Genomic DNA, 19900 nt, shown 5'->3' with positions numbered 1-19900 from the left:
TTTTCATATTTTACAAACTTTTTTCTATTATTCCTCCGCCTACTACAATATCATCTTGATACATAACTACAGATTGTCCTGGAGTTATAGCCCTTTGAGGTTCATCAAATACAACTCTTATTTTGTCTTTATCTTCTTTATAAACTGTAGCATTTGATACCTTTGCTGAATATCTAACTTTAGCTTGAACTTTTATAGGCTCATTTATTTCATCAAAAGGTATAAAATTCACATCTTTAGCTATAAGCTCACTACTAAATACTTCTTCATGGTCACCTAATACAACAGTATTTTTAGCTGAATTTATATCTACTACAAACATAGGTTTCCCAAATGTTATTCCAAGACCTTTTCTTTGACCTATAGTATAATTTACTATACCTTTATGTTTTCCAAGTAAGTTTCCCTTAGTATCTACAAAATAACCTTCTTCTATTTTTTTATTTGTATTTCTTCTAACATAGTTTGCATAATCGTTATCTTTAACAAAACATATTTCTTGACTGTCAGGCTTATCAGCAACTATTATACCTATTTTTCTAGCTATTTCCCTTGTTTGATCCTTATTATAATATCCAAGTGGAAGTAAAGTATGTTTTAATTGTTCTTGATTTAGATTATACAAAGCATAGGTTTGATCTTTAGCAATAGTTACAGATTTTTTAAGTGAATATCTATCTATACTTTCGTCATATTCTACTTTTGCATAATGGCCTGTAGCGACATAATCGCACCCTATTTGACGTGCTTTTTTAAAAAACTCATCAAATTTTATGTATTTGTTACATGCTATACATGGATTAGGAGTTCTTCCTTTTAAATACTCATCTATAAAATTACTTATAACCTTATCTTTGAATTGCTCTCTAAAGTTTAAAACGTAAAATGGTATTCCTATTTTTTCTGCAACCCTTCTTGCATCTTCTGCAGCTGCAAGTGAACAACATCCACCTTCGTTTTCTATAATATCATCGTCATCGTCTTCCCACAATTTCATAGTTACTCCAATAACGTCATATCCTTGTTCTTTTAATAAATAAGCTGCTACAGAACTATCAACTCCACCGCTCATTCCTATCATAACTCTTTTTTTCATAACTCACACCTCCAAAAACAAAACCCGGGATTTCCCCCGGGTAATAAATCTATTCTTCTTCTTCAATATCATGGTGATGATCATGATCATCATCTATAACTACATCTTCTAATCCTTCTATATTTACATTGTGATTTTTAGCATAATCTATTAATGCAGCTTTAACAGCTTGTTCTGCAAGAACTGAACAGTGCATTTTCACTGGTGGAAGACCATCAAGTGCATCAGCAACAGCTTTATTAGTTAATTTTAAAGCCTCTTCTACAGTTTTTCCTTTTATCATTTCAGTTGCCATACTTGAAGTTGCTATAGCTGAACCACATCCGAATGTTTTGAACTTAACATCAGATATAACATTGTCTTCTATTTGTAAATAAACTCTCATTATATCACCGCATTTAGCGTTTCCTACTTCACCTATACCACTTGCATTTTCTATTTCGCCTACATTTCTAGGGTTCATAAAGTGGTCCATAACTTTTTGACTATATTGCATATTCAGCACCCCTTACTATTTATTTTCTTTAATTGCTTTTTCATATAATGGTGACATACTTCTTAATCTCTCTATTATTGGTGGAAGATTTTCTATTATAAAATCTATATCTTCTTCAGTTGTGAAATCTCCAATTGAAAGTCTTAGTGAACCATGAGCTATTTCATGTGGTAATCCTATTGCCATTAATACGTGTGATGGATCTAATGATCCAGATGTACAAGCAGATCCACTTGATGCTGCTATACCTAACATATCTAGCATTAATAGTATTCCTTCACCTTCAATAAATTCAAATGCAAAGTTTACATTTCCAGGTAATCTAGATTCTAAACTACCGTTTATTCTTGTATAAGGTATTTTTTCAAGTATTCCATTCATTAACTTAGTTCTAAGTTTAGTTAATCTTTCTATATGTTCGTCCATATGTTCTTTAGCTATTTCTGCAGCCTTACCATATCCAACTATAGCTGCTACATTTTCTGTTCCTGCTCTTCTTTTTCTTTCTTGAGAACCACCATGTACAAATTGTTGAAGTTTAGTTCCCTTTCTTATATACATAGCTCCTATACCTTTAGGGCCATATATTTTATGAGATGACATACTCATTAAGTCTACATTTAATTCTCTAACATCTATGTTTACACTTCCAGCAGCTTGAACAGCATCTGTATGGAATATTATATTATTCTTTTTAGCAATTTCTCCTATTTCCTTTATAGGTTGTATAGTACCTATTTCATTGTTAGCGTACATTATAGTTATTAATATAGTTTTATCAGTTATTGCTTCTTCTAATTGTTTTAAGTCTATCATTCCTTTTGAATCAACATCTAAATATGTTACTTCAAATCCATGATATTTTTCTAAGTAATCACAAGTATGAAGAACAGCATGGTGTTCTATTGTAGTTGTTATTATGTGGTTTCCTTTATCTTTATGAGCAAAAGCTACACCTTTAATTGCCCAGTTATCTGATTCTGTACCACCAGCTGTAAATATTATTTCTGATTGATCTGCATTTATAAGATTTGCTACTTGCTCTCTACCTTTATCTATTGCATTTTTTGCATCTCTACCAAATGAATGAAAACTTGATGGATTACCAAAAGTTTCTGTTAAATAAGGCATCATAGCATCTAATACATCTTTTTTCATAGGAGTTGTTGCAGAATAATCCATATATAATCTTTTTTGTTCCATTAAATTCATCCCCTTAGCTATTTATATAATATAGTTGTAATTATTATTATTTTGATTTTTCATATGATCATCTATCATATCTTGCAAAGTTATAGAGTCTATAACTTCTTCGATACTAGTTTTAATTTTTTCCCATACTATTTTAGTTACGCATTCTTCTGAATTCTCGCAGTTTTCAGAGTCAAGTACACATTCAGATGGAGCAACAGGCCCTTCTAGGACAACTATTATATCTCCAACAGTTATTTCATCAGGAGTTCGTCCTAATAAGTAACCACCTTGAGCACCTCTTATACTTTTTACTAATCCTGCTTTTCTTAAAGATGCAAATATTTGTTCTAAGTACTGCTCTGATATATTTCGTTTTTGAGCTATATGTTTAAGTGGAACTGGCCCATTACTTTCATTTAGAGCTAGTTCAAACATTGCTTTAAGGCCGTATCTTCCTTTTGTTGATAGCCTCATTTGACCACCTTCTTCATCAATTTATTAAATCTTGACCGATTTAGTATGCTTTACAAAATAAAGTATATTATATCCTACCAATGTTGTCAACATTAAAAATAATAATAACAAGTGTTTTTTATTTAAAACAACAATTTTCTACTTTATACTATCTTTTAGCTTAATACAGAAGATCCTACTATTCCTGCATCATTTCCAAACTTAGCTATTACTATATTTGCTATTTGGACATCTTTAAAAATAATATGTTTTTTTACTAACTCTTCTAATCCATCTAATATTATATCCTGTGCTTTTGATACTCCTCCTCCTAATGATATAACCTCTGGGTCAAAGGAATGTATTAAATTTGATATACCTATTGCTAAGTAATTTTTAAATCTTTCTATGGTTTCAATTGCCACCTTATCATTTTCTCTATAAGAATCAAACACCATTTTTGCGTCTATATAATTTATATTATTATTAGCTTTTTCTAATATTATACTTTCCCTACCTTCATTTATAAGTTTTTGAGCATATTTTATTATTGCCGTTGCAGAACAAAAGGTTTCAAAGCAACCATTATTTCCACAATTACAATTATAGAAATTCTCACCTATTATCATATGACCAAACTCAGATCCTATACCGTGGGCTCCAGAAAATATTTTTTCATTTATTATTATTCCTCCCCCTACTCCAGTTCCCAAAGTTAGCATTATTCCTGTATTATTATCCTTCATGCTTCCATATTTAGCTTCAGCAAGAGCTGCAACTGTTGCATCATTTTGGGCATATACTGGTATGTTAGGTATAAGTTCTTTTAACTTACTTATAAGAGGAACATTACTCCAATTAAGATTTACGCAGGTAGCCTCTCCTTTTTTATTTACAGTCCCTGGTATCCCAAGACCAATAGACATAATATCTTGTAAAATTAGACTATTTTCTATAATTATTCTTTTTACCAAATTTGCTATATCATTTATCATTTATCATATTATCAAATCCGACTTCTATATTTGACCTACATTCACCTTTTCCAATTATGTTTCCATTATAATCTACTATTCCAACTTTTATTCCTGTGCCACCTACATCTATGCCTATACGATACACTGTAATATCTCTCCCTTTATCATTTGATGGTTTTATCTTATTATAAAATTTTCACATATGTGTATATTTTTGTCAATAAAAATAGGCCGCTTTTTGCGACCTATAAACTATACATTCTCCATATTCCAATATCTTTAAATCCTAATTTCTTATATATGCTTCCAGCTTTAGGATTGTCGTAAAATAAACATAGTGTTTTATTTTCATTTAGAAGTTCTCTGCATAAAGCAGCCATACAAGACGTTGCATATCCTTTGTTTCTATATTCCGGATGAGTTCCTACTCCTACTATCATGGCAGAACAACTGTTTTCTGCTGTACTTTTAGCCATAGCAACTATCTTTCCATGTTCTTCCATACAATACCCTCTTCCACTTGTTAGCCCTGTCTTTATTGCTTCAATACTCATATTATCAAATTCATCAATCTCGCTATATAAATTTGATATTTTATGTAAGTTTTTAAATTTTATTTTTTTTACATTTTTATCTCTTTCAAAGTTATTTAGATTACTGTTATTATCTAACTTACAAAAAAATGCATCTCTAGTTTTTTTAAATCTAAATAAATTTTTAAATGGCTCAACTATACTTTTTTCTCCGCTTATTTCATCAATTTCTAGCTCTTTCATAATATTATAAAAACCTTTTAAATCATACTTATCTCTTGAATAAAATATAACCTGGTTAAAATATTTCAAAAATACCCCTATTATATTTCCTTTTTTGTCAATTTCACCCCATACATTTAAAAAATAATTATCATATCCATAATTTTCAATATCTCCTATTATGAATAAATTTATTTCAGGTTCTTTTTTTATATATCCCATTAATTTTTCATGATGGCTTTGATCTAATTTAATTATCACTAGAAATCCCCCTTGAGTGCTTTAAGTATATTAATAAATTTTATGTACTAGTCTAAACATAAATTCTATAATTTTTCAAAAACAAAAAGGTCCTAAATTTAGGACCTTTAGATTTCTTTTAAAAACTCAAGATATTTTTTTATATTTTGCTCCATTTTATTATCTCCTGGGTTATAGTATATTTCATCTTTTATACTATCAGGCATATATTGTTGCTTTATATAATTATTTTTATAATTATGAGGATATTTATATGAAACTCCTCTTTTTAAGTTATCCGCACCATAGTAATGATTATCTTTAATATGTGTAGGTATATCTGAGATATAATTATTTTCTAGGTTATCTAATGCTTTAATTATAGCTAAACATGCTGAATTTGATTTTGGAGATGTTGCCAAAAGTATAGTAGCCTGTGCAAGAGGTATTTTAGCCTCTGGAAAGCCTAGTTGCATAGCGCTATCTACACATGATTTTACTATAGTTATAGCATTTGGATATGCCAGTCCAATGTCTTCACACGCTATAACCAAAAGTCTTCTACATATACTTATTAAGTCCTCACTTTTAATAAGTCTTGCCAAATAGTGAATAGAAGCATCTGGATCACTGCCCCTTATGGACTTTTGAAAAGCGCTTAGTATATCATAATGACTTTCTCCGTTTTTGTCATAGTTTAATGTCTTATTTAATGTACAATCTTTTATTACTTCTTCATTTATTGATACAATATTATTACTATCTGGCTTTGTAGAATATATAGCTAATTCTAATATATTAAGAGCTCTTCTCATATCTCCATCACAGGAGTCAGAAATATTTTCAAGGGCTTTGTTAGTATAATCAATATTCATATAGCTATCATTTCTTACTATTTCAATTGCACGTTTTAACCCTTTTATTATATCTTCTTTTTGTAATGGTTTAAATTCAAAAACTAAAGATCTACTTAAAATAGCTTTGTATATATAATGGTAAGGGTTTTCTGTTGTACTTGCTATTAGGGTTATCTTTCCATTTTCCATAAATTCTAATATTGATTGTTGTTGTTTTTTATTAAAACTTTGAATTTCGTCTATATATAAAAGGGTTCCATTTATATGTTCTATAGAATCAAGCTTAGATATCACCTTTTTAATATCTTCTAAGGACGAGTTTGTAGCATTTATCTCATAGAATTTCATATTACTAATTTTAGCTATAATAGTAGCTATTGTTGTTTTTCCTATTCCAGGAGGCCCAAAAAATATCATATTACTAATATGATTTGCTTTTATAATTCTCGTTAATATTTTATTAGGACCTAGTATATGAGATTGACCTATTACTTCATCTATATTACCAGGTCTTATTTTATCTGCTAATGGCATAAAATCCCCCCAATCAAAAAATTCGCTATGCTCAATATTATAGTTTCTTAGTAATTTAAAAGGTATCTATATTTTTTATAGATACCTTCTAATTAACTATCTGTTATTTTTTAATTTCTTTAACTCATCCATTAGTTTATCATTTAATACCCTGATGTGAGTTCCTTTCATTCCTAGAGATCTTGACTCTATAACTCCTGCACTTTCGAATTTTCTTAATGCATTTACTATAACTGATCTTGTTATACCTACTCTATCAGCTATTTTACTTGCAACTAATAATCCTTCTTTTCCGTTTAACTCTTCAAATATATGTTCAACTGCTTCAAGTTCTGAATAAGATAATGTACCTATTGCCATTTGAACAACAGCTTTCTTTCTCATTTCATCTTCTAATTCTTCACCTTTAGCTCTTAATATTTCAAGACCTACAATTGTAGCACTATATTCTGCTAGTACTAAATCTTCATCGCTGAATTTTTCATCAAATCTAGCTAGTACTAATGTACCTAATCTTTGTCCACTACCTACTATAGGTATTATAGTAGTATATTTATCATATCCTGATAAATCATTTGGGAAAACTTTTAATAATTCTTCTCCTCTTAAATTATCTAAAGTTTCATTTGATTTCATGGCATTTGCTGTGTATTCTAATGGAAACTTCTTTTCATGAGTTTCCGGATCTGCTACAAGTGCACTACTTTTTTCATGGAATAAATAAAGTCCTAATACTTTACCTTTAGCACTTAATATATATATATTAGAATTTAATACGTCTCCTAATACATTCGCTAATTGGTTAAAAGATACATTGGTACCTCCAATAGCTTGTAGTGCCCTATTTATCGTTCTTGTTCTTTCTAATATTTGACTTGCCACCGTTAATCATCTCCTAATAATATTTATATGAAATTTTTATTACATAGTTAAATAAAATTTTTTCATTTGTCTATACATTTAGATACATTTGAAATATTACCACAATTGCGAAGAATATTCAATAGCAAAACACGTAAAACTCAAACATTTTTTAACTTTTTTCGACTTTTTTCTCATTTTTACATTCCTTGTTTGAGCAAATTATTTTAGTTTCACTTTTATTGTTCTTTTCTACCATATATGAACTACATTCTGTGCATATATCTCCACTTGGTTTATCCCAAGAAATAAAGTCGCATTGTGGGTAGTTAGAGCATCCATAAAATACTCTGCCTTTTTTAGACTTTCTAACTATTATATCTCCAGTTTCACACTTAGGACATGTTACGCCAGTTTTATTTACTAGCGGTTTTGTATTTTTACATTCCGGATAGTTTTTACAAGCCATGAACTTTCCAAATCTTCCATATTTTATAACCATTGGTGAGCCACAATTTTCACAAACTTCATCAGTTTCTTCTTCTATATCTATTTTTTCTATTGTTTTTAAAGCTATTTCTATTTTTTCTTTCACAGGATTATAAACCTCTGAAATAACTTCTTTCCACTGGGTTTTTCCTTCTTCTACATCATCTAGCATATTTTCCATTTGAGCAGTAAAATCTACGTCTACTAGCTCTTGAAAGTTATTTTCTAATATATCAGTTACTATTATTCCAAGTTCAGTTGGCGATAAACTGCTTCCTTCTTTAACTACATATTCTCTTGCAAGTACTGTACCTATAGTTGGAGCATAGGTACTAGGTCTACCTATTCCTAACTCTTCTAATGTTTTGACCAAACTAGCTTCTGTATACCTAGCTGGCGGTTGTGTGAAGTGTTGGTCTGGCAAAATATCTTCCACATTTAAGCTACTTTCTTTATTTATGTCTGGAAGTATTTTATCTTCCCTTTCTGTTAAATTGTATATTTTCATATATCCATCAAATTTAAGTTTAGAACCTGTAGCTTTAAATAAGTAATCACCTATCAAACAAGATACATTTAATACATCAAACACAGCATCTTCCATTTGACTTGCTACAAATCTTCTCCATATAAGGTTATATAACTTATATTGATCTTTTGTAAGTGAGTCTTTTATAGAGTCAGGGGTTTTATCTACAGAAGTAGGTCTTATTGCCTCATGTGCATCTTGTACCTTTTTATTAGATGGTTTAGATTTTTTGTCATCATGTTTTTTGTAATAATTATCCCCTATTTCAGTTAATATATATTCTTTTAATTTTTCTGTAGCTTCATCTGATATCCTTTGTGAGTCAGTTCTTATATAAGATATAAGACCGACGCTACCTTCTCCTTTAATATCTATACCTTCATATAACTCTTGTGCTATTTTCATAGTTTTCTTTGTTGTAAAACCTAGTCTATTGGCAGCTTCCTGTTGTAATACACTAGTCTTAAAAGGTTGAGGAGGAGATTTCTTTCTATTTTTAGTTTCTATATTATCTATAACTATATTTTTATCTTTTATATAGTCTATTATTTTATTTACTTGTTCCTCATTTTCTAAATCTAGTTTTTGATCCTTTGTTCCATAAAATTTAAACTCTATTTTTTTATTCTTTTCAGTTTTAGCAATAAGGTTTATTGTCCAATATTCCTGTGGAACAAATTCGCTTATTTCTTTTTCTCTTTCACATATTAACTTTGTAGTAACAGATTGTACCCTTCCTGCACTAAGACCTTTTCTTATTTTTTGCCAAAGTATAGGGCTAATTTGATAGCCTAATAGTCTGTCCAAAACTCTTCTAGCTTGTTGAGCATCTACTAAGTCTTGATCTATAGATCTTGGTTTTTTTATAGCTTTTTTTATAGCATCTTTTGTTATCTCATTAAATTCTATTCTACATTCATCACTTCCGTCTAAAGATAATATATGTGCTAAGTGCCAAGATATAGCTTCGCCTTCTCTATCAGGGTCAGTTGCTAAATATACTCTTTTTGCTTTTTTTGCTTCTTTTTTTAGTTCTTTTATAACATCACCTTTACCTCTTATATTTATATATTGAGGTTCAAAGTTATTTTCTATATCAACACCTAATTTACTTTTAGGTAAATCTCTTATATGTCCTACTGAAGCTTTTACTGTATAGTGATTCTTTCCAAGAAATTTCTCTATTGTCTTAGCTTTAGCAGGTGACTCAACGATGACTAGATTTTTCGCCATTAAAACTACACCCCCACTAATTTATCCAAAATGTTATTGCAAGTTCATACTATATATTTTATTTTTAAATTCAGTAACTATTCCTTTAATTTCTAGAATATTCAAAATTCCACATACATTCTTTATGTTAAAATTTGTATAATCACAAATTTGATCTATGTGAACGTTTCCATATTTGGTTAATGTGTCTACTATTATGCTTTCTTCTGAAGATAAGTCAACATTTTCTATCTTTTTCTTTGCTAGTTTTGAATTATATACTAAATTATATTCATTAATTATGTCTTCTATATTGTCTATTAATTTAGCTCCTTCTTTTATAATTTTGTGACAACCTTTGCTCATGGCAGAATTTATATTTCCTGGGAGAGCAAATACATTTTTTCCTTGTTCTAGGGCAAAATCTACAGTTATAAGTGATCCACTTTTTTCTCCAGCTTCAATAACTAATACTCCATCGCTAATACCGCTTATTATTCTATTTCTCATAGGGAAGTTCCCAGGAGAAACCTGAGTATCTATATTATATTCTGATATTATTAGCCCACCGTCATCTAATATATACTTAGCCAAATGCTCATTCTGTTTTGGATAAGGTTTGTCAACACTAGAGCCAAGCACTGCTATTGTCTTTGATTTTCCCTTTATGCAACCTACATGGGAGTAATAATCTACTCCTAGCGCAAGTCCACTAACTATATTTATATTTGCATTAGATAGCTGTTCACTTAAGTTTTTAGATGCCCATACGCCATAAGGAGTAGGCTTTCTAGACCCTACTACAGCTATAGACATATCATTTAGTATATCTATATTTCCTTTATAAAACAACACATGAGGTGGATTGTGAATGTTCTTTAACTTAGTTGGATAACTTTCACTATCTATCGTTATGTATTTAATGTTGTTTTTATTTAGCCTTTCTTTTATTTCTTCTATATAATTACAACTTTTATATTTTACTATATTTTCCTTTGTATTTGAATTTATATTTTTTATATTATATATATCTTTCTCTGAAACATCTAAAAAATATTCTATATTTCCAATATGTTCTTCTATTTTACTTATGGTTTTGCTTCCAACTCCATTTATAGACCATAGTAACAAGTATATATCGTCTTTTTTCATTATTATTTCTCCTTAATTTATTTTCAAACTAATTATATACCTGTTTTAAATTAGATTATACATTACACTTGAGAATATTCAAAACCTTTTTTAAAACAAGAAAAAAATAGAGGCCTTAACCTCTATTTTTTATATATCCAAAATATCCAATTTATATCCATCTTTATTTATTATATCTATAATATTTTGTAATGTATTTTTACTACATACTGTATTTAATCTTATAATAGCTCCATTATGAATTGAAGATTTTATTTTATCTATATCATCATGTTTATATGCTAAACTCCAAAATATTGTTTTATATCCCATTTGTTTTATTAAACACAACATTCTTTCACTATACATGCCATAAGGAGGTCTTATTAACTTACTTAATCTTTTGTTAGTTAATTTTTTGAAGTCTTCTTCAACTTCTGTAAGTTCTTCGTAAAATTCTAGCAAATTACCCATCATATCTGTAAGTGGTTTATATGATTTTGAATAACTTCCAATTATATGACCTTCTTCTAATATTTTGTTTATTACATCTGTATTTTCATTTATATATGATCCAGTTGCAAAAAAAGTAGCTTTAATATTATTTTCATTTAAAGTTTCTAATATTGTATCTGTCTGTCCGTCTTCATTTGTTAGATCAAAAGTTAGATATATAACTTTTTTGTAGGTATTTCCAACATAATACACATTATAATCTTCTATATCTATTGGTGTTTTTATCTCAGGCTCTATATTATCATATCCCTCTATATAATACCAAGAATAAGGTGTATTATTTACAGCACAGTGTGAAGTGAATATTTTTGTATAATAACCATTTATCCATTCATTATTTCCTATTTTGTACCATCCATTATCTTCTTCTAATACATCTACTATCGAGTTGTGTTTTAGCACTTTACCTATATGAGCTTTATGAGTACCTTCTTTTCTAACATTTAAAAATTTGGCTGTAGTTACAACAGTTTTTAATATACCAGATATTTTTGTATTCTCTGTACATATCCATTCTTTTGATCCTAATTTTACCCATCCATTTATATAATCTTTAACATACCATTTAGAAAATTTAGGAATACTTCTCACTATATCATAATTATCTCCTGGTCCACTTCTAACATCAAGGTCCTTTATTATCATTATAACTTTTTCCATTTTACATCCCCCCTATTATATCCTATTTAGGTAAATAAAAAAAATTCGCTCTTTTGTTAAAAAGACCGAATTTTTCTTAGTTATTAAAATAATTATAATATGCTTTTCTAAATGACAAAGCCTCTGATATATGATTTATATCTATATAATCACTATTTTCCAAATCTGCTATTGTTCTGGATGTTTTCAAAAGTTTGTAATAACTTCTAGAACTAAAGTTATATTTATTAAATGCACTTTTTACAAAACTTTTAGCTTCATTAGTTATAATACAATATTTTTCAATTTGTGAAGCTTTTATTTCGCTATTTGTATATATACCATCTTTTTCAAATCTTTTTATTTGTATATCACGTGCATTTTTTACTCTTTGTTTTATATTAGTTGAAGTTTCAGGTTTAGTCTTAGATTCAAACTCATCAAAGCTTATTGGATTTACTTCTGTAAATATATCAAATCTATCTAATAATGGTCCTGATATTTTGTTTAAATACCTATTTATCTCATGAGTTCTGCATTTACATTCCTTATCTGAAAGGTAAAATCCGCAAGGACATGGATTCATAGATGCTATAAGTAAAACGCTACAAGGGTATTTTAAATTCATTCTAAGCCTTGATATATTTATATATCTATCTTCTATAGGTTGTCTAAGTGTTTCAAGTATATTTCTATTAAACTCAGCTATTTCATCTAAAAAAAGAACTCCTCTATGAGCTAATACAACTTCTCCTGGCTTGGCATCTGCACCACCACCAATGAGAGATGTCTTTGTAGTAGTATGGTGCGGAGATCTAAACGGCCTTTGATTTATAATACCTATACTACCATCTATAAGACCTGACGAACTATATATTTTGCTTACTTCTATTATTTCATCTTCTTCTAAATCTGGAAGTATAGATACTACCCTTTTTGCAATCATTGTTTTCCCAGAACCCGGGGGACCTATCATAATAATATTATGATTTCCAGCTGCAGCTATTTCAGCTCCTCTTTTAACAAAATAATTTCCTTTAACATCTGAGAAATCATCCTTAAAACTATCTATTTTTATATTTTTGTTATCATTTATATATAAAGGTATATTTATATCTTTACTAAGATGCTTTATACACTCTCTTAGATTGTTTAGTGGGTATATATCTATTCCTTTTATATATGAAGCTTCTTTTGCATTTTCATATGGTAAAAATACTCTTTTTATATTGCTATTTTTAGCATTTATTATAATTGGAAGTACCCCTTTTACCTTTTTAAGTTTTCCATCTAATGATAGCTCGCCTATAAACAAACTTTCATTTATATACGTGTCATCTATTAGCATAGTATTTTTCAATATCCCTACTGCTATTGCTAAATCAAAATAGGACCCTTCCTTCTTTATATCAGCTGGAGATAAGTTTACTATTATTCTAGAGTTTGGAAAATTAAATCCACTATTTAATATAGCTGATTTTACTCTTTCCTTTGATTCTCTTATTGATGCATCTGGAAGTCCTACTATGTTAAATGTAGGTATGCCATTTGATATATCTACTTCTGTATCTATAACAAACCCATCTATTCCTACTATTCCACTACTTTTAATTATACTTAGCATTTTTCCTCCTTAGTTACTCCAAAATGCATTTTCTATGTGATTTATGTTATTATTTTTTAAGTATACTTCTATTACGTCATATCTTAACCTACTGTTATTTAACTTATTAGATGATATATATACTTTAGAAGTATTTAATATTTTATACTGTTTTTTCATATTTACGGCTTCTGATGGATATCCATAATTTAAGTTATTCCTTGATTTTACTTCTACAAAAACTATTTCATTATCTTTTTTTGCTATTAAGTCTATTTCTCCTATTTTATTTCTATAATTTTGTTCTAATATAGTAAATTCATTTTCAATTAAATAATTCTTGGCTATATCTTCACCCATAGCCCCTATCTGTCTATTATTCATATTTCTTCTCCTTTGTAATAAATCTTACAGTTTGAATTATTCCTAATAAAATATATATTTATACATAAAAAAATTCGCTTTGCTCATGCCGCCAACGATCTTGAAAATAGGAACCTTGCTCAAGTTTATCAGTTGGATATTATAATTTATCTATAGATCGGATAAATTATAATATCCTTGTAATTAAAAAGGCAGCTACAATTTGTAGCTACCTAGTTTTTATAAAATATTTTTTAAGAAACTCTTTCTATGTATAGGAGTTATTCCATACTCATCTATAACCTTGTAATGATCAGATGTTCCATATCCTTTATGCTTTGCAAATCCATATTCAGGATATATTTTATCATATTCATACAATATACTATCTCTTGTAACCTTCGCTAATATACTTGCTGCTGCTATGCTAATTGATTTGGAATCACCTTTTATTATAGGATTTTGAGGTGTCTCTACATTAGGTATTGTGGTTGCATCTATAAGTAAATAATCTGGTGATTTTTTAAGACAATTTAAAGCCTTTTTCATAGCCATGTACGTTGCATTTAATATATTATACTCATCTATTTCTTCATTATTTACTATGCCTATTCCATAGTCTAAGGCTTGTTCTTTTATTAGTTCAAATAATTCATCTCTTTTTTTCTCACTGAGTTTTTTTGAATCATTTATACCTTCTATTTTTGTATCTTTATCAAATACAACGACTGCTGCAACAACCGGTCCTGCAAGTGGACCTCTTCCAGCTTCATCTATACCACCTATATACAAATACCCTTTTTCATATCCTTCTTTTTCAAAATATGTAATTAATTCTAGCCTTTGTTCTTCTTTTCTTATAGCATCTAATTTTTTTGCAAGTTTCATAGCAATATTTTGAACTGACTTTCTATTATCATTTTTCAATACTTCTATATATCTCAAATACTCATCTTCTTTAATATTTGATATTATTTCATTTATTTCTTTGACACTTTTATTTTCAAACATATGATCATCTCCTTCAACTAATAATAACACCCTTAATATATTTATTTCAATAACAATAAAAGTCAGAGAGTATACTCTCTGACTTTTTATATAATAACATTTATTCCATATACCCCAGATACAATAATAAACCATTGTGATACTTGCTTGCCAAATAAAGCTTCAAAGCTCCAAGGATATTTTATTGCTATATGATAAGCTATTACCATAGGTATTAGTGCATAAAACATTGTGTAGTATATCCCACTTGCTGAGTATGTAGGTAGACCTATATAATTTACTATTATATCTAATATGCTTATTTTTCCTCTATATTGAATTAGACAAAATAATGTAAGTACTGATATTAAAGGTGATAAACTTCCTATACCTAACTTACCACTATTTTCGTGATTCATAACAGTTCCCCTTTCTAATCAAATATGCTCATATTATTTATATTATAATACATAGTTAAAAAAATATCAATTCCTAGTTACTTCTTAATAATAATTAATTATAAATATTAAAGAGGATACATACAATAGATTTTAAAATCTATTGTATGTATCCTCAAATGTTTATTAACTAAAAGCTATATGACTTAATATTATATTCTTCAATTACTTCGCGTTTTTCAGCTTCTTTAATATTTTCAAAAGCTGTGGAAATCATAAGCTTTATTCTATTTAACTGATTTACTTCACTTGCACCTGGGTCATAGTCTATAGCTACTATGTTAGTATCTGGATAAACTCTTTTTAATTCCTTTATCATTCCTTTCCCAGTTACATGATTTGGTAAACATGCAAAGGGTTGCATACAAATAATATTTTTTGCTCCATTTTCAATAAGCTCAACCATCTCACCAGTTAAAAACCAACCTTCTCCAGTTTGATGGCCTAAGTCTACAACCGTTGATGCTCCTTTTGCTATATCTTTAATTGACTTTGGAGGATGAAATCTATTGCTATTACTCAACGCCTCTTTATAGGTAATTCTATACATTTCAATAATATTAATAGCAACTTTACCTAGTATTTGAGATTTCTTACTTCCTGATAAATGTTTATGTCTATAATCAGTATTATAAGCACAATATAGTAAAAAATCTGTAAGGTCAGGCATTACTGCTTCTGCTCCCTCTGCTTCTACTATATTTACAACACTATTATTTGCTGTTGGATGAAATTTAACAAGTATTTCTCCAACTAATCCAACCTTTGGTTTAACTTCATCAGTTATTTCTAACTCATCAAAATCTTTTACTATGTTTCTAATATTCTCCTTAAAATTATTTTTATTAGCAAATTTTAAAGAGTCTTTACAAATTTTAGCCCATCTTTCATATAACTCGTTAGCAGAACCTTTTATTTTTTCGTATGGTCTAACTCTGTACAATACATTCATAAGTAGATCACCATAAATCAAAGCCATCATAACTTTGTTTAAAAATTTCAAAGAAAATTTAAAGCCAGGATTTTTCTCCATACCATTAGCATTTAACGATATTACAGGAATATTTTCAAATCCAGCATCCTTTAGTGCTTTTCTTAAAAATCCTATATAATTTGTAGCTCTACATCCTCCTCCAGTTTGTGATATTATAACTGAAGTATTATTTAAATCATATTTACCAGATTGTAAAGCTTCTATAAGCTGGCCTATAACAATTATTGCAGGATAACAAGCATCATTATTTACATATTTTAATCCTATGTCTGTAGCTTTATTATCTACTGATGGAAGAATTACTAAATTGTATCCCGATTGTCTAAATGCTTCCTCTACGAATTGAAAATGTATTGGAGACATTTCTGGTGCTAAAATAGTATGATTTTTTTTCATTTCCTTTGTAAACTGTATTTTTTTATATTTATTATCTACCTTCTTAAGTTTAAATCCATTTTTTTCCCTTTCTAAAATCGTAGCCTTTAAAGAACGAAGTCTTATTCTCGCTGCCCCTAAATTATTACCCTCATCTATTTTTAGTGTTGTATAGACCTTTGAATTTCCATTTAGTATTTCCTGTACTTGATCTGTTGTAACAGCATCTAACCCACATCCAAATGAGTTTAATTGTACTAGTTCTAAATCATTTTTCTTTGATACAAAACTAGCCGCAGCATAAAGTCTTGAATGGTATGCCCATTGATCTACTACCCTAATTGGTCTTTCAATTTCTCCTAAATGAGATATTGAATCTTCTGTCAACACTGCCATGCCAAGTGAATTTATCATCTCTGGTATACCGTGGTTTATCTGTGGGTCTATATGATATGGCCTTCCAGCAAGAACTATACCATTAAGACCATTCTCCCTTATAAACTTCAGTGTATCTTCTCCAGATTTTTGAATGTCTCTCTTAAATTTTTCTTGTTCTTCATATGCTTTATTTACACTTTGTTTTATTTCGTTTTCATCAATATTAAATAATTTTAATTCTTCATACAATCTCTTTATCATCTTATTTTTATTATCAAATGGTAAAAATGGCTTCATATATAATATATTTTTTTCTCTTAAAACATCCATATTATTTTTTATAACCTCAGGATATGAAACAACTATAGGGCAATTAAAATGATTATCAGCTTCTTTTTGTTCTTTTTGTTCATGGGTAATACAAGGATAGAAAATAAATTCTACTCCTTTGTCTACAAGGTCCATAACATGGCCATGAACTAACTTTCCAGGATAACATACTGACTCTGAAGGAATTGTTTCAATTCCCTTTTCATACAACTTACTTGAAGATCTATCCGATAGTTCTACCCTAAACCCTAACTCTGTAAAAAAAGTAAACCAAAAAGGATAGTTTTCATAAATATTTAAAACCCTTGGCATACCTACAGTTCCCCTTTTTGATTCTATCTTTGATAAAGGTTCATATTTAAAAACTCTTTCATATTTATAGTCAAATAGATTCGGTAAAGAATTATGTCCTCTTTGTTTACCCGTGCCTCTTTCACATCTGTTCCCTGAGATAAATCTTTCACCATTCCCAAACTTATTTATTGTTAACAAACAATTATTAGAACATAATTTACATCTTGAAATATTAGTTTTAATTTCAAATTCATTTAACTGATTTTCGTTTAATAATTTTGTTTTATAACCTTCTCCGTATCTTTCCCTTGCTATTAACGCCGCTCCAAAAGCTCCCATTATTCCAGCAATATCTGGTCTTATAGCTTCTCTTTCAGATAGTATTTCAAAACTTCTAAGTACTGCATCATTATAGAAGGTACCACCTTGAACAACAACCTTCTCTCCTAATTCTTTAGGGTTTTTCACTTTAATTACTTTAAAAAGTGCATTCTTTATTACTGAATATGATAATCCTGCAGAAATATCACCTACTGTTGCACCTTCTTTTTGTGACTGTTTAACCCTTGAGTTCATAAAAACAGTACACCTTGATCCAAGGTCAACTGGTTTTTTAGAATCTAATACTTTTAAAGCAAAGTCTCCTATACTCATACTAAGTGAACTTGCAAAAGTATCTAAAAACGAACCACACCCTGCAGAACACGCCTCATTTAAAAGTATACTTTCTATAACACCATCTTTTATTTTTAGGCATTTCATATCTTGCCCACCAATATCTAGTATAAAATCAACTCCAGGACAAAAGAAATCCGCTGCTTTGTAATGAGCTACTGTTTCTATTTCACCTATATCTATATTTAATGCTGACTTTAATAAACCTTCGCCGTATCCTGTAACAGTTGAATTCACTATTTTTGCTTTTGATGGTAAATTATTATACAATTCTTTTAGTATCTTAATAGTAGAATTAATAGGGCTCCCTTCATTACTTCCATAATATGTATATAGGAGAGACCCCTCACTATCTACTAGGGCTGCTTTTGTAGTAGTAGAACCTGCATCAATACCTAAAAAACAGTCTCCATCAAAAGTGGATAAATCTCTTCTTTTTACTGAATTTCTATTGTGTCTTGATATAAATTCTTCATATTCTTCATTATTATTAAAAAGCGGCTCTAATCTACTTGATTCAGCCTCAGTTGTATTTCCAAATTCTTCAATTTTACTTATTAAGGAATTAAATATTAATGTTTTTTCGTCTACAGAAGACAATGCAGCTCCAATTGCTACATATAGTTGTGAATTTTTCGGAAAAATTATTTGATTTTCTTCTAGTTTTAATACCTCAATAAATCTTTTTCTTAATTCAGAAAGAAAGAACAAAGGTCCTCCTAAGAATGCTACATTCCCTTTGATAGGTCTTCCGCAAGCTAATCCACTTACCGTTTGAATTACAATAGCTTGAAGTACAGATACGGCAATATCTTCCTTTGCAACACCTTCATTTAAAAGAGGTTGAACATCAGTTTTTGCAAAAACTCCGCATCTTGCTGCTATAGGATAAATAACACTATAATTTTTAGCTAATTCATTTAATCCAATAGCGTCTACCTTAAGTAAGGACGCCATTTGGTCTATGAATGATCCTGTACCCCCTGCACAAGTACCATTCATTCTCTGCTCTACTCCATCTTTGAAATAAGTAATCTTTGCGTCTTCTCCTCCAAGTTCAATTGCTACATCAGTTTTAGGGTAGTAAGTCTTTATTGCTTTTGTAGCTGCAACAACCTCTTGTGTAAAAGAAGCTCCAATACTATTTGCAATATTCATTCCGCCAGAACCAGTAATCATTATAGTTAACTGAGCATCCTCTAGAATTTTATATGCATCTCGAAGTATTTGCTGAAGCTTTTTCTTAATATCTGAATAATGCCTCTCATATTTACTGTAAATTATCTCTTTTTTACTGTCTAAAATCACTACCTTAACTGTGGTAGATCCAATATCAATGCCAACATGAAATAAATTGTTCATAAATTCCACAGCAAATACGCCGTGCTCTCCTCCCTAGTTTTTAATTTTTTAAAAAAATTCCCCTTTCTAATGTCATCAAGTACCTTAAGAAGCGAGACC

The 19900-nt window shown here is 29.2% G+C and carries 17 protein-coding genes; all 17 read right to left on the bottom strand.

All coding sequences use genetic code 11. The annotated features are described in order from the left end of the window. Window positions 1-10: 10 nt before the first annotated feature. Window positions 11-1096, bottom strand: a complete 1086-nt coding sequence (gene mnmA, locus BS62_RS01010) for a tRNA 2-thiouridine(34) synthase MnmA (RefSeq protein WP_496489372.1) — start codon at window positions 1094-1096, stop codon at window positions 11-13. Between the two features lie 49 nt (window positions 1097-1145). Then, entirely contained in the window at window positions 1146-1592 is a 447-nt protein-coding gene (gene nifU / locus BS62_RS01005; RefSeq protein WP_496489371.1) for a Fe-S cluster assembly scaffold protein NifU, read from the bottom strand. A 15-nt stretch (window positions 1593-1607) separates the two neighbouring features. Beyond that, the gene (gene nifS / locus BS62_RS01000; protein WP_496489370.1) at window positions 1608-2795 is read right to left on the bottom strand and encodes a cysteine desulfurase NifS; all 1188 of its coding nucleotides are present in this window, start codon (window positions 2793-2795) and stop codon (window positions 1608-1610) included. 21 nt (window positions 2796-2816) lie between these two features. Further along, a complete protein-coding gene (locus BS62_RS00995) occupies window positions 2817-3260 on the bottom strand; it encodes an RrF2 family transcriptional regulator (protein WP_496489369.1) in 444 nt (147 codons plus the stop codon). Between the two features lie 155 nt (window positions 3261-3415). Then, window positions 3416-4234: an ROK family protein gene (locus tag BS62_RS00990; RefSeq protein ID WP_496489368.1), complete on the bottom strand. Its 819-nt coding sequence runs from the start codon at window positions 4232-4234 to the stop codon at window positions 3416-3418. Continuing rightward, window positions 4224-4361, bottom strand: a complete 138-nt coding sequence (locus tag BS62_RS00985; protein WP_496489367.1) for a hypothetical protein — start codon at window positions 4359-4361, stop codon at window positions 4224-4226. The genes BS62_RS00990 and BS62_RS00985 overlap by 11 nt, the downstream gene beginning before the upstream one ends. 100 nt (window positions 4362-4461) lie before the next feature. Continuing rightward, on the bottom strand, window positions 4462-5232 hold the full coding sequence (locus BS62_RS00980) for a GNAT family N-acetyltransferase (RefSeq protein WP_496489366.1): 771 nt from the start codon (window positions 5230-5232) through the stop codon (window positions 4462-4464). A gap of 107 nt (window positions 5233-5339) precedes the next feature. After that, window positions 5340-6602 carry a replication-associated recombination protein A gene (locus BS62_RS00975; RefSeq protein WP_496489365.1) on the bottom strand — a complete coding sequence of 421 codons (1263 nt, stop codon included), beginning with the start codon at window positions 6600-6602 and terminating at the stop codon, window positions 5340-5342. Between the two features lie 96 nt (window positions 6603-6698). After that, complete coding sequence (gene codY / locus BS62_RS00970) at window positions 6699-7484, bottom strand: GTP-sensing pleiotropic transcriptional regulator CodY (protein ID WP_496489364.1); 786 nt, start codon at window positions 7482-7484, stop codon at window positions 6699-6701. A 151-nt stretch (window positions 7485-7635) separates the two neighbouring features. Continuing rightward, a complete protein-coding gene (topA, locus tag BS62_RS00965; RefSeq protein ID WP_496489363.1) occupies window positions 7636-9714 on the bottom strand; it encodes a type I DNA topoisomerase in 2079 nt (692 codons plus the stop codon). Window positions 9715-9747: 33 nt separating this feature from the next. Then, window positions 9748-10845, bottom strand: a complete 1098-nt coding sequence (gene dprA, locus BS62_RS00960; protein ID WP_496489362.1) for a DNA-processing protein DprA — start codon at window positions 10843-10845, stop codon at window positions 9748-9750. 129 nt (window positions 10846-10974) lie between these two features. Then, window positions 10975-12000 (bottom strand): polysaccharide deacetylase family protein, encoded by a 1026-nt coding sequence (locus BS62_RS00955; protein WP_496489361.1) that lies wholly within the window; start codon window positions 11998-12000, stop codon window positions 10975-10977. 76 nt (window positions 12001-12076) lie between these two features. Then, the gene (locus tag BS62_RS00950; protein WP_496489360.1) at window positions 12077-13603 is read right to left on the bottom strand and encodes a YifB family Mg chelatase-like AAA ATPase; all 1527 of its coding nucleotides are present in this window, start codon (window positions 13601-13603) and stop codon (window positions 12077-12079) included. A 9-nt stretch (window positions 13604-13612) separates the two neighbouring features. After that, window positions 13613-13966, bottom strand: a complete 354-nt coding sequence (locus BS62_RS00945) for a YraN family protein (RefSeq protein ID WP_496489359.1) — start codon at window positions 13964-13966, stop codon at window positions 13613-13615. 219 nt (window positions 13967-14185) lie between these two features. Further along, window positions 14186-14956, bottom strand: coding sequence for a ribonuclease HII (gene rnhB / locus BS62_RS00940; protein WP_496489358.1), 771 nt, complete (start codon window positions 14954-14956; stop codon window positions 14186-14188). Between the two features lie 86 nt (window positions 14957-15042). Continuing rightward, window positions 15043-15354 (bottom strand): hypothetical protein, encoded by a 312-nt coding sequence (locus BS62_RS00935; RefSeq protein WP_496489357.1) that lies wholly within the window; start codon window positions 15352-15354, stop codon window positions 15043-15045. A gap of 169 nt (window positions 15355-15523) precedes the next feature. After that, window positions 15524-19801, bottom strand: coding sequence for an acyl-CoA dehydratase activase-related protein (locus tag BS62_RS00930; protein ID WP_496489794.1), 4278 nt, complete (start codon window positions 19799-19801; stop codon window positions 15524-15526). Between the last annotated feature and the right edge of the window lie 99 nt (window positions 19802-19900).

The sequence above is a fragment of the Sporacetigenium mesophilum DSM 16796 genome, from assembly GCF_059569055.1.
This window is presented reverse-complemented; position numbering and strand designations above follow the sequence as displayed.

Coding starts and splice junctions, on each gene's coding strand:
- BS62_RS00975 (WP_496489365.1), bottom strand. CDS start 6,602: ATGCCATTAGCAGATAAAATAAGACCTGGTAATATAGATGAAGTAATA.
- BS62_RS00945 (WP_496489359.1), bottom strand. CDS start 13,966: ATGAATAATAGACAGATAGGGGCTATGGGTGAAGATATAGCCAAGAAT.
- dprA (WP_496489362.1), bottom strand. CDS start 10,845: ATGAAAAAAGACGATATATACTTGTTACTATGGTCTATAAATGGAGTT.
- BS62_RS00995 (WP_496489369.1), bottom strand. CDS start 3,260: ATGAGGCTATCAACAAAAGGAAGATACGGCCTTAAAGCAATGTTTGAA.
- nifU (WP_496489371.1), bottom strand. CDS start 1,592: ATGCAATATAGTCAAAAAGTTATGGACCACTTTATGAACCCTAGAAAT.
- BS62_RS00935 (WP_496489357.1), bottom strand. CDS start 15,354: ATGAATCACGAAAATAGTGGTAAGTTAGGTATAGGAAGTTTATCACCT.
- topA (WP_496489363.1), bottom strand. CDS start 9,714: ATGGCGAAAAATCTAGTCATCGTTGAGTCACCTGCTAAAGCTAAGACA.
- BS62_RS00950 (WP_496489360.1), bottom strand. CDS start 13,603: ATGCTAAGTATAATTAAAAGTAGTGGAATAGTAGGAATAGATGGGTTT.
- nifS (WP_496489370.1), bottom strand. CDS start 2,795: ATGGAACAAAAAAGATTATATATGGATTATTCTGCAACAACTCCTATG.
- BS62_RS00930 (WP_496489794.1), bottom strand. CDS start 19,801: ATGAACAATTTATTTCATGTTGGCATTGATATTGGATCTACCACAGTT.
- rnhB (WP_496489358.1), bottom strand. CDS start 14,956: ATGTTTGAAAATAAAAGTGTCAAAGAAATAAATGAAATAATATCAAAT.
- BS62_RS00955 (WP_496489361.1), bottom strand. CDS start 12,000: ATGGAAAAAGTTATAATGATAATAAAGGACCTTGATGTTAGAAGTGGA.
- BS62_RS00990 (WP_496489368.1), bottom strand. CDS start 4,234: ATGATAAATGATATAGCAAATTTGGTAAAAAGAATAATTATAGAAAAT.
- mnmA (WP_496489372.1), bottom strand. CDS start 1,096: ATGAAAAAAAGAGTTATGATAGGAATGAGCGGTGGAGTTGATAGTTCT.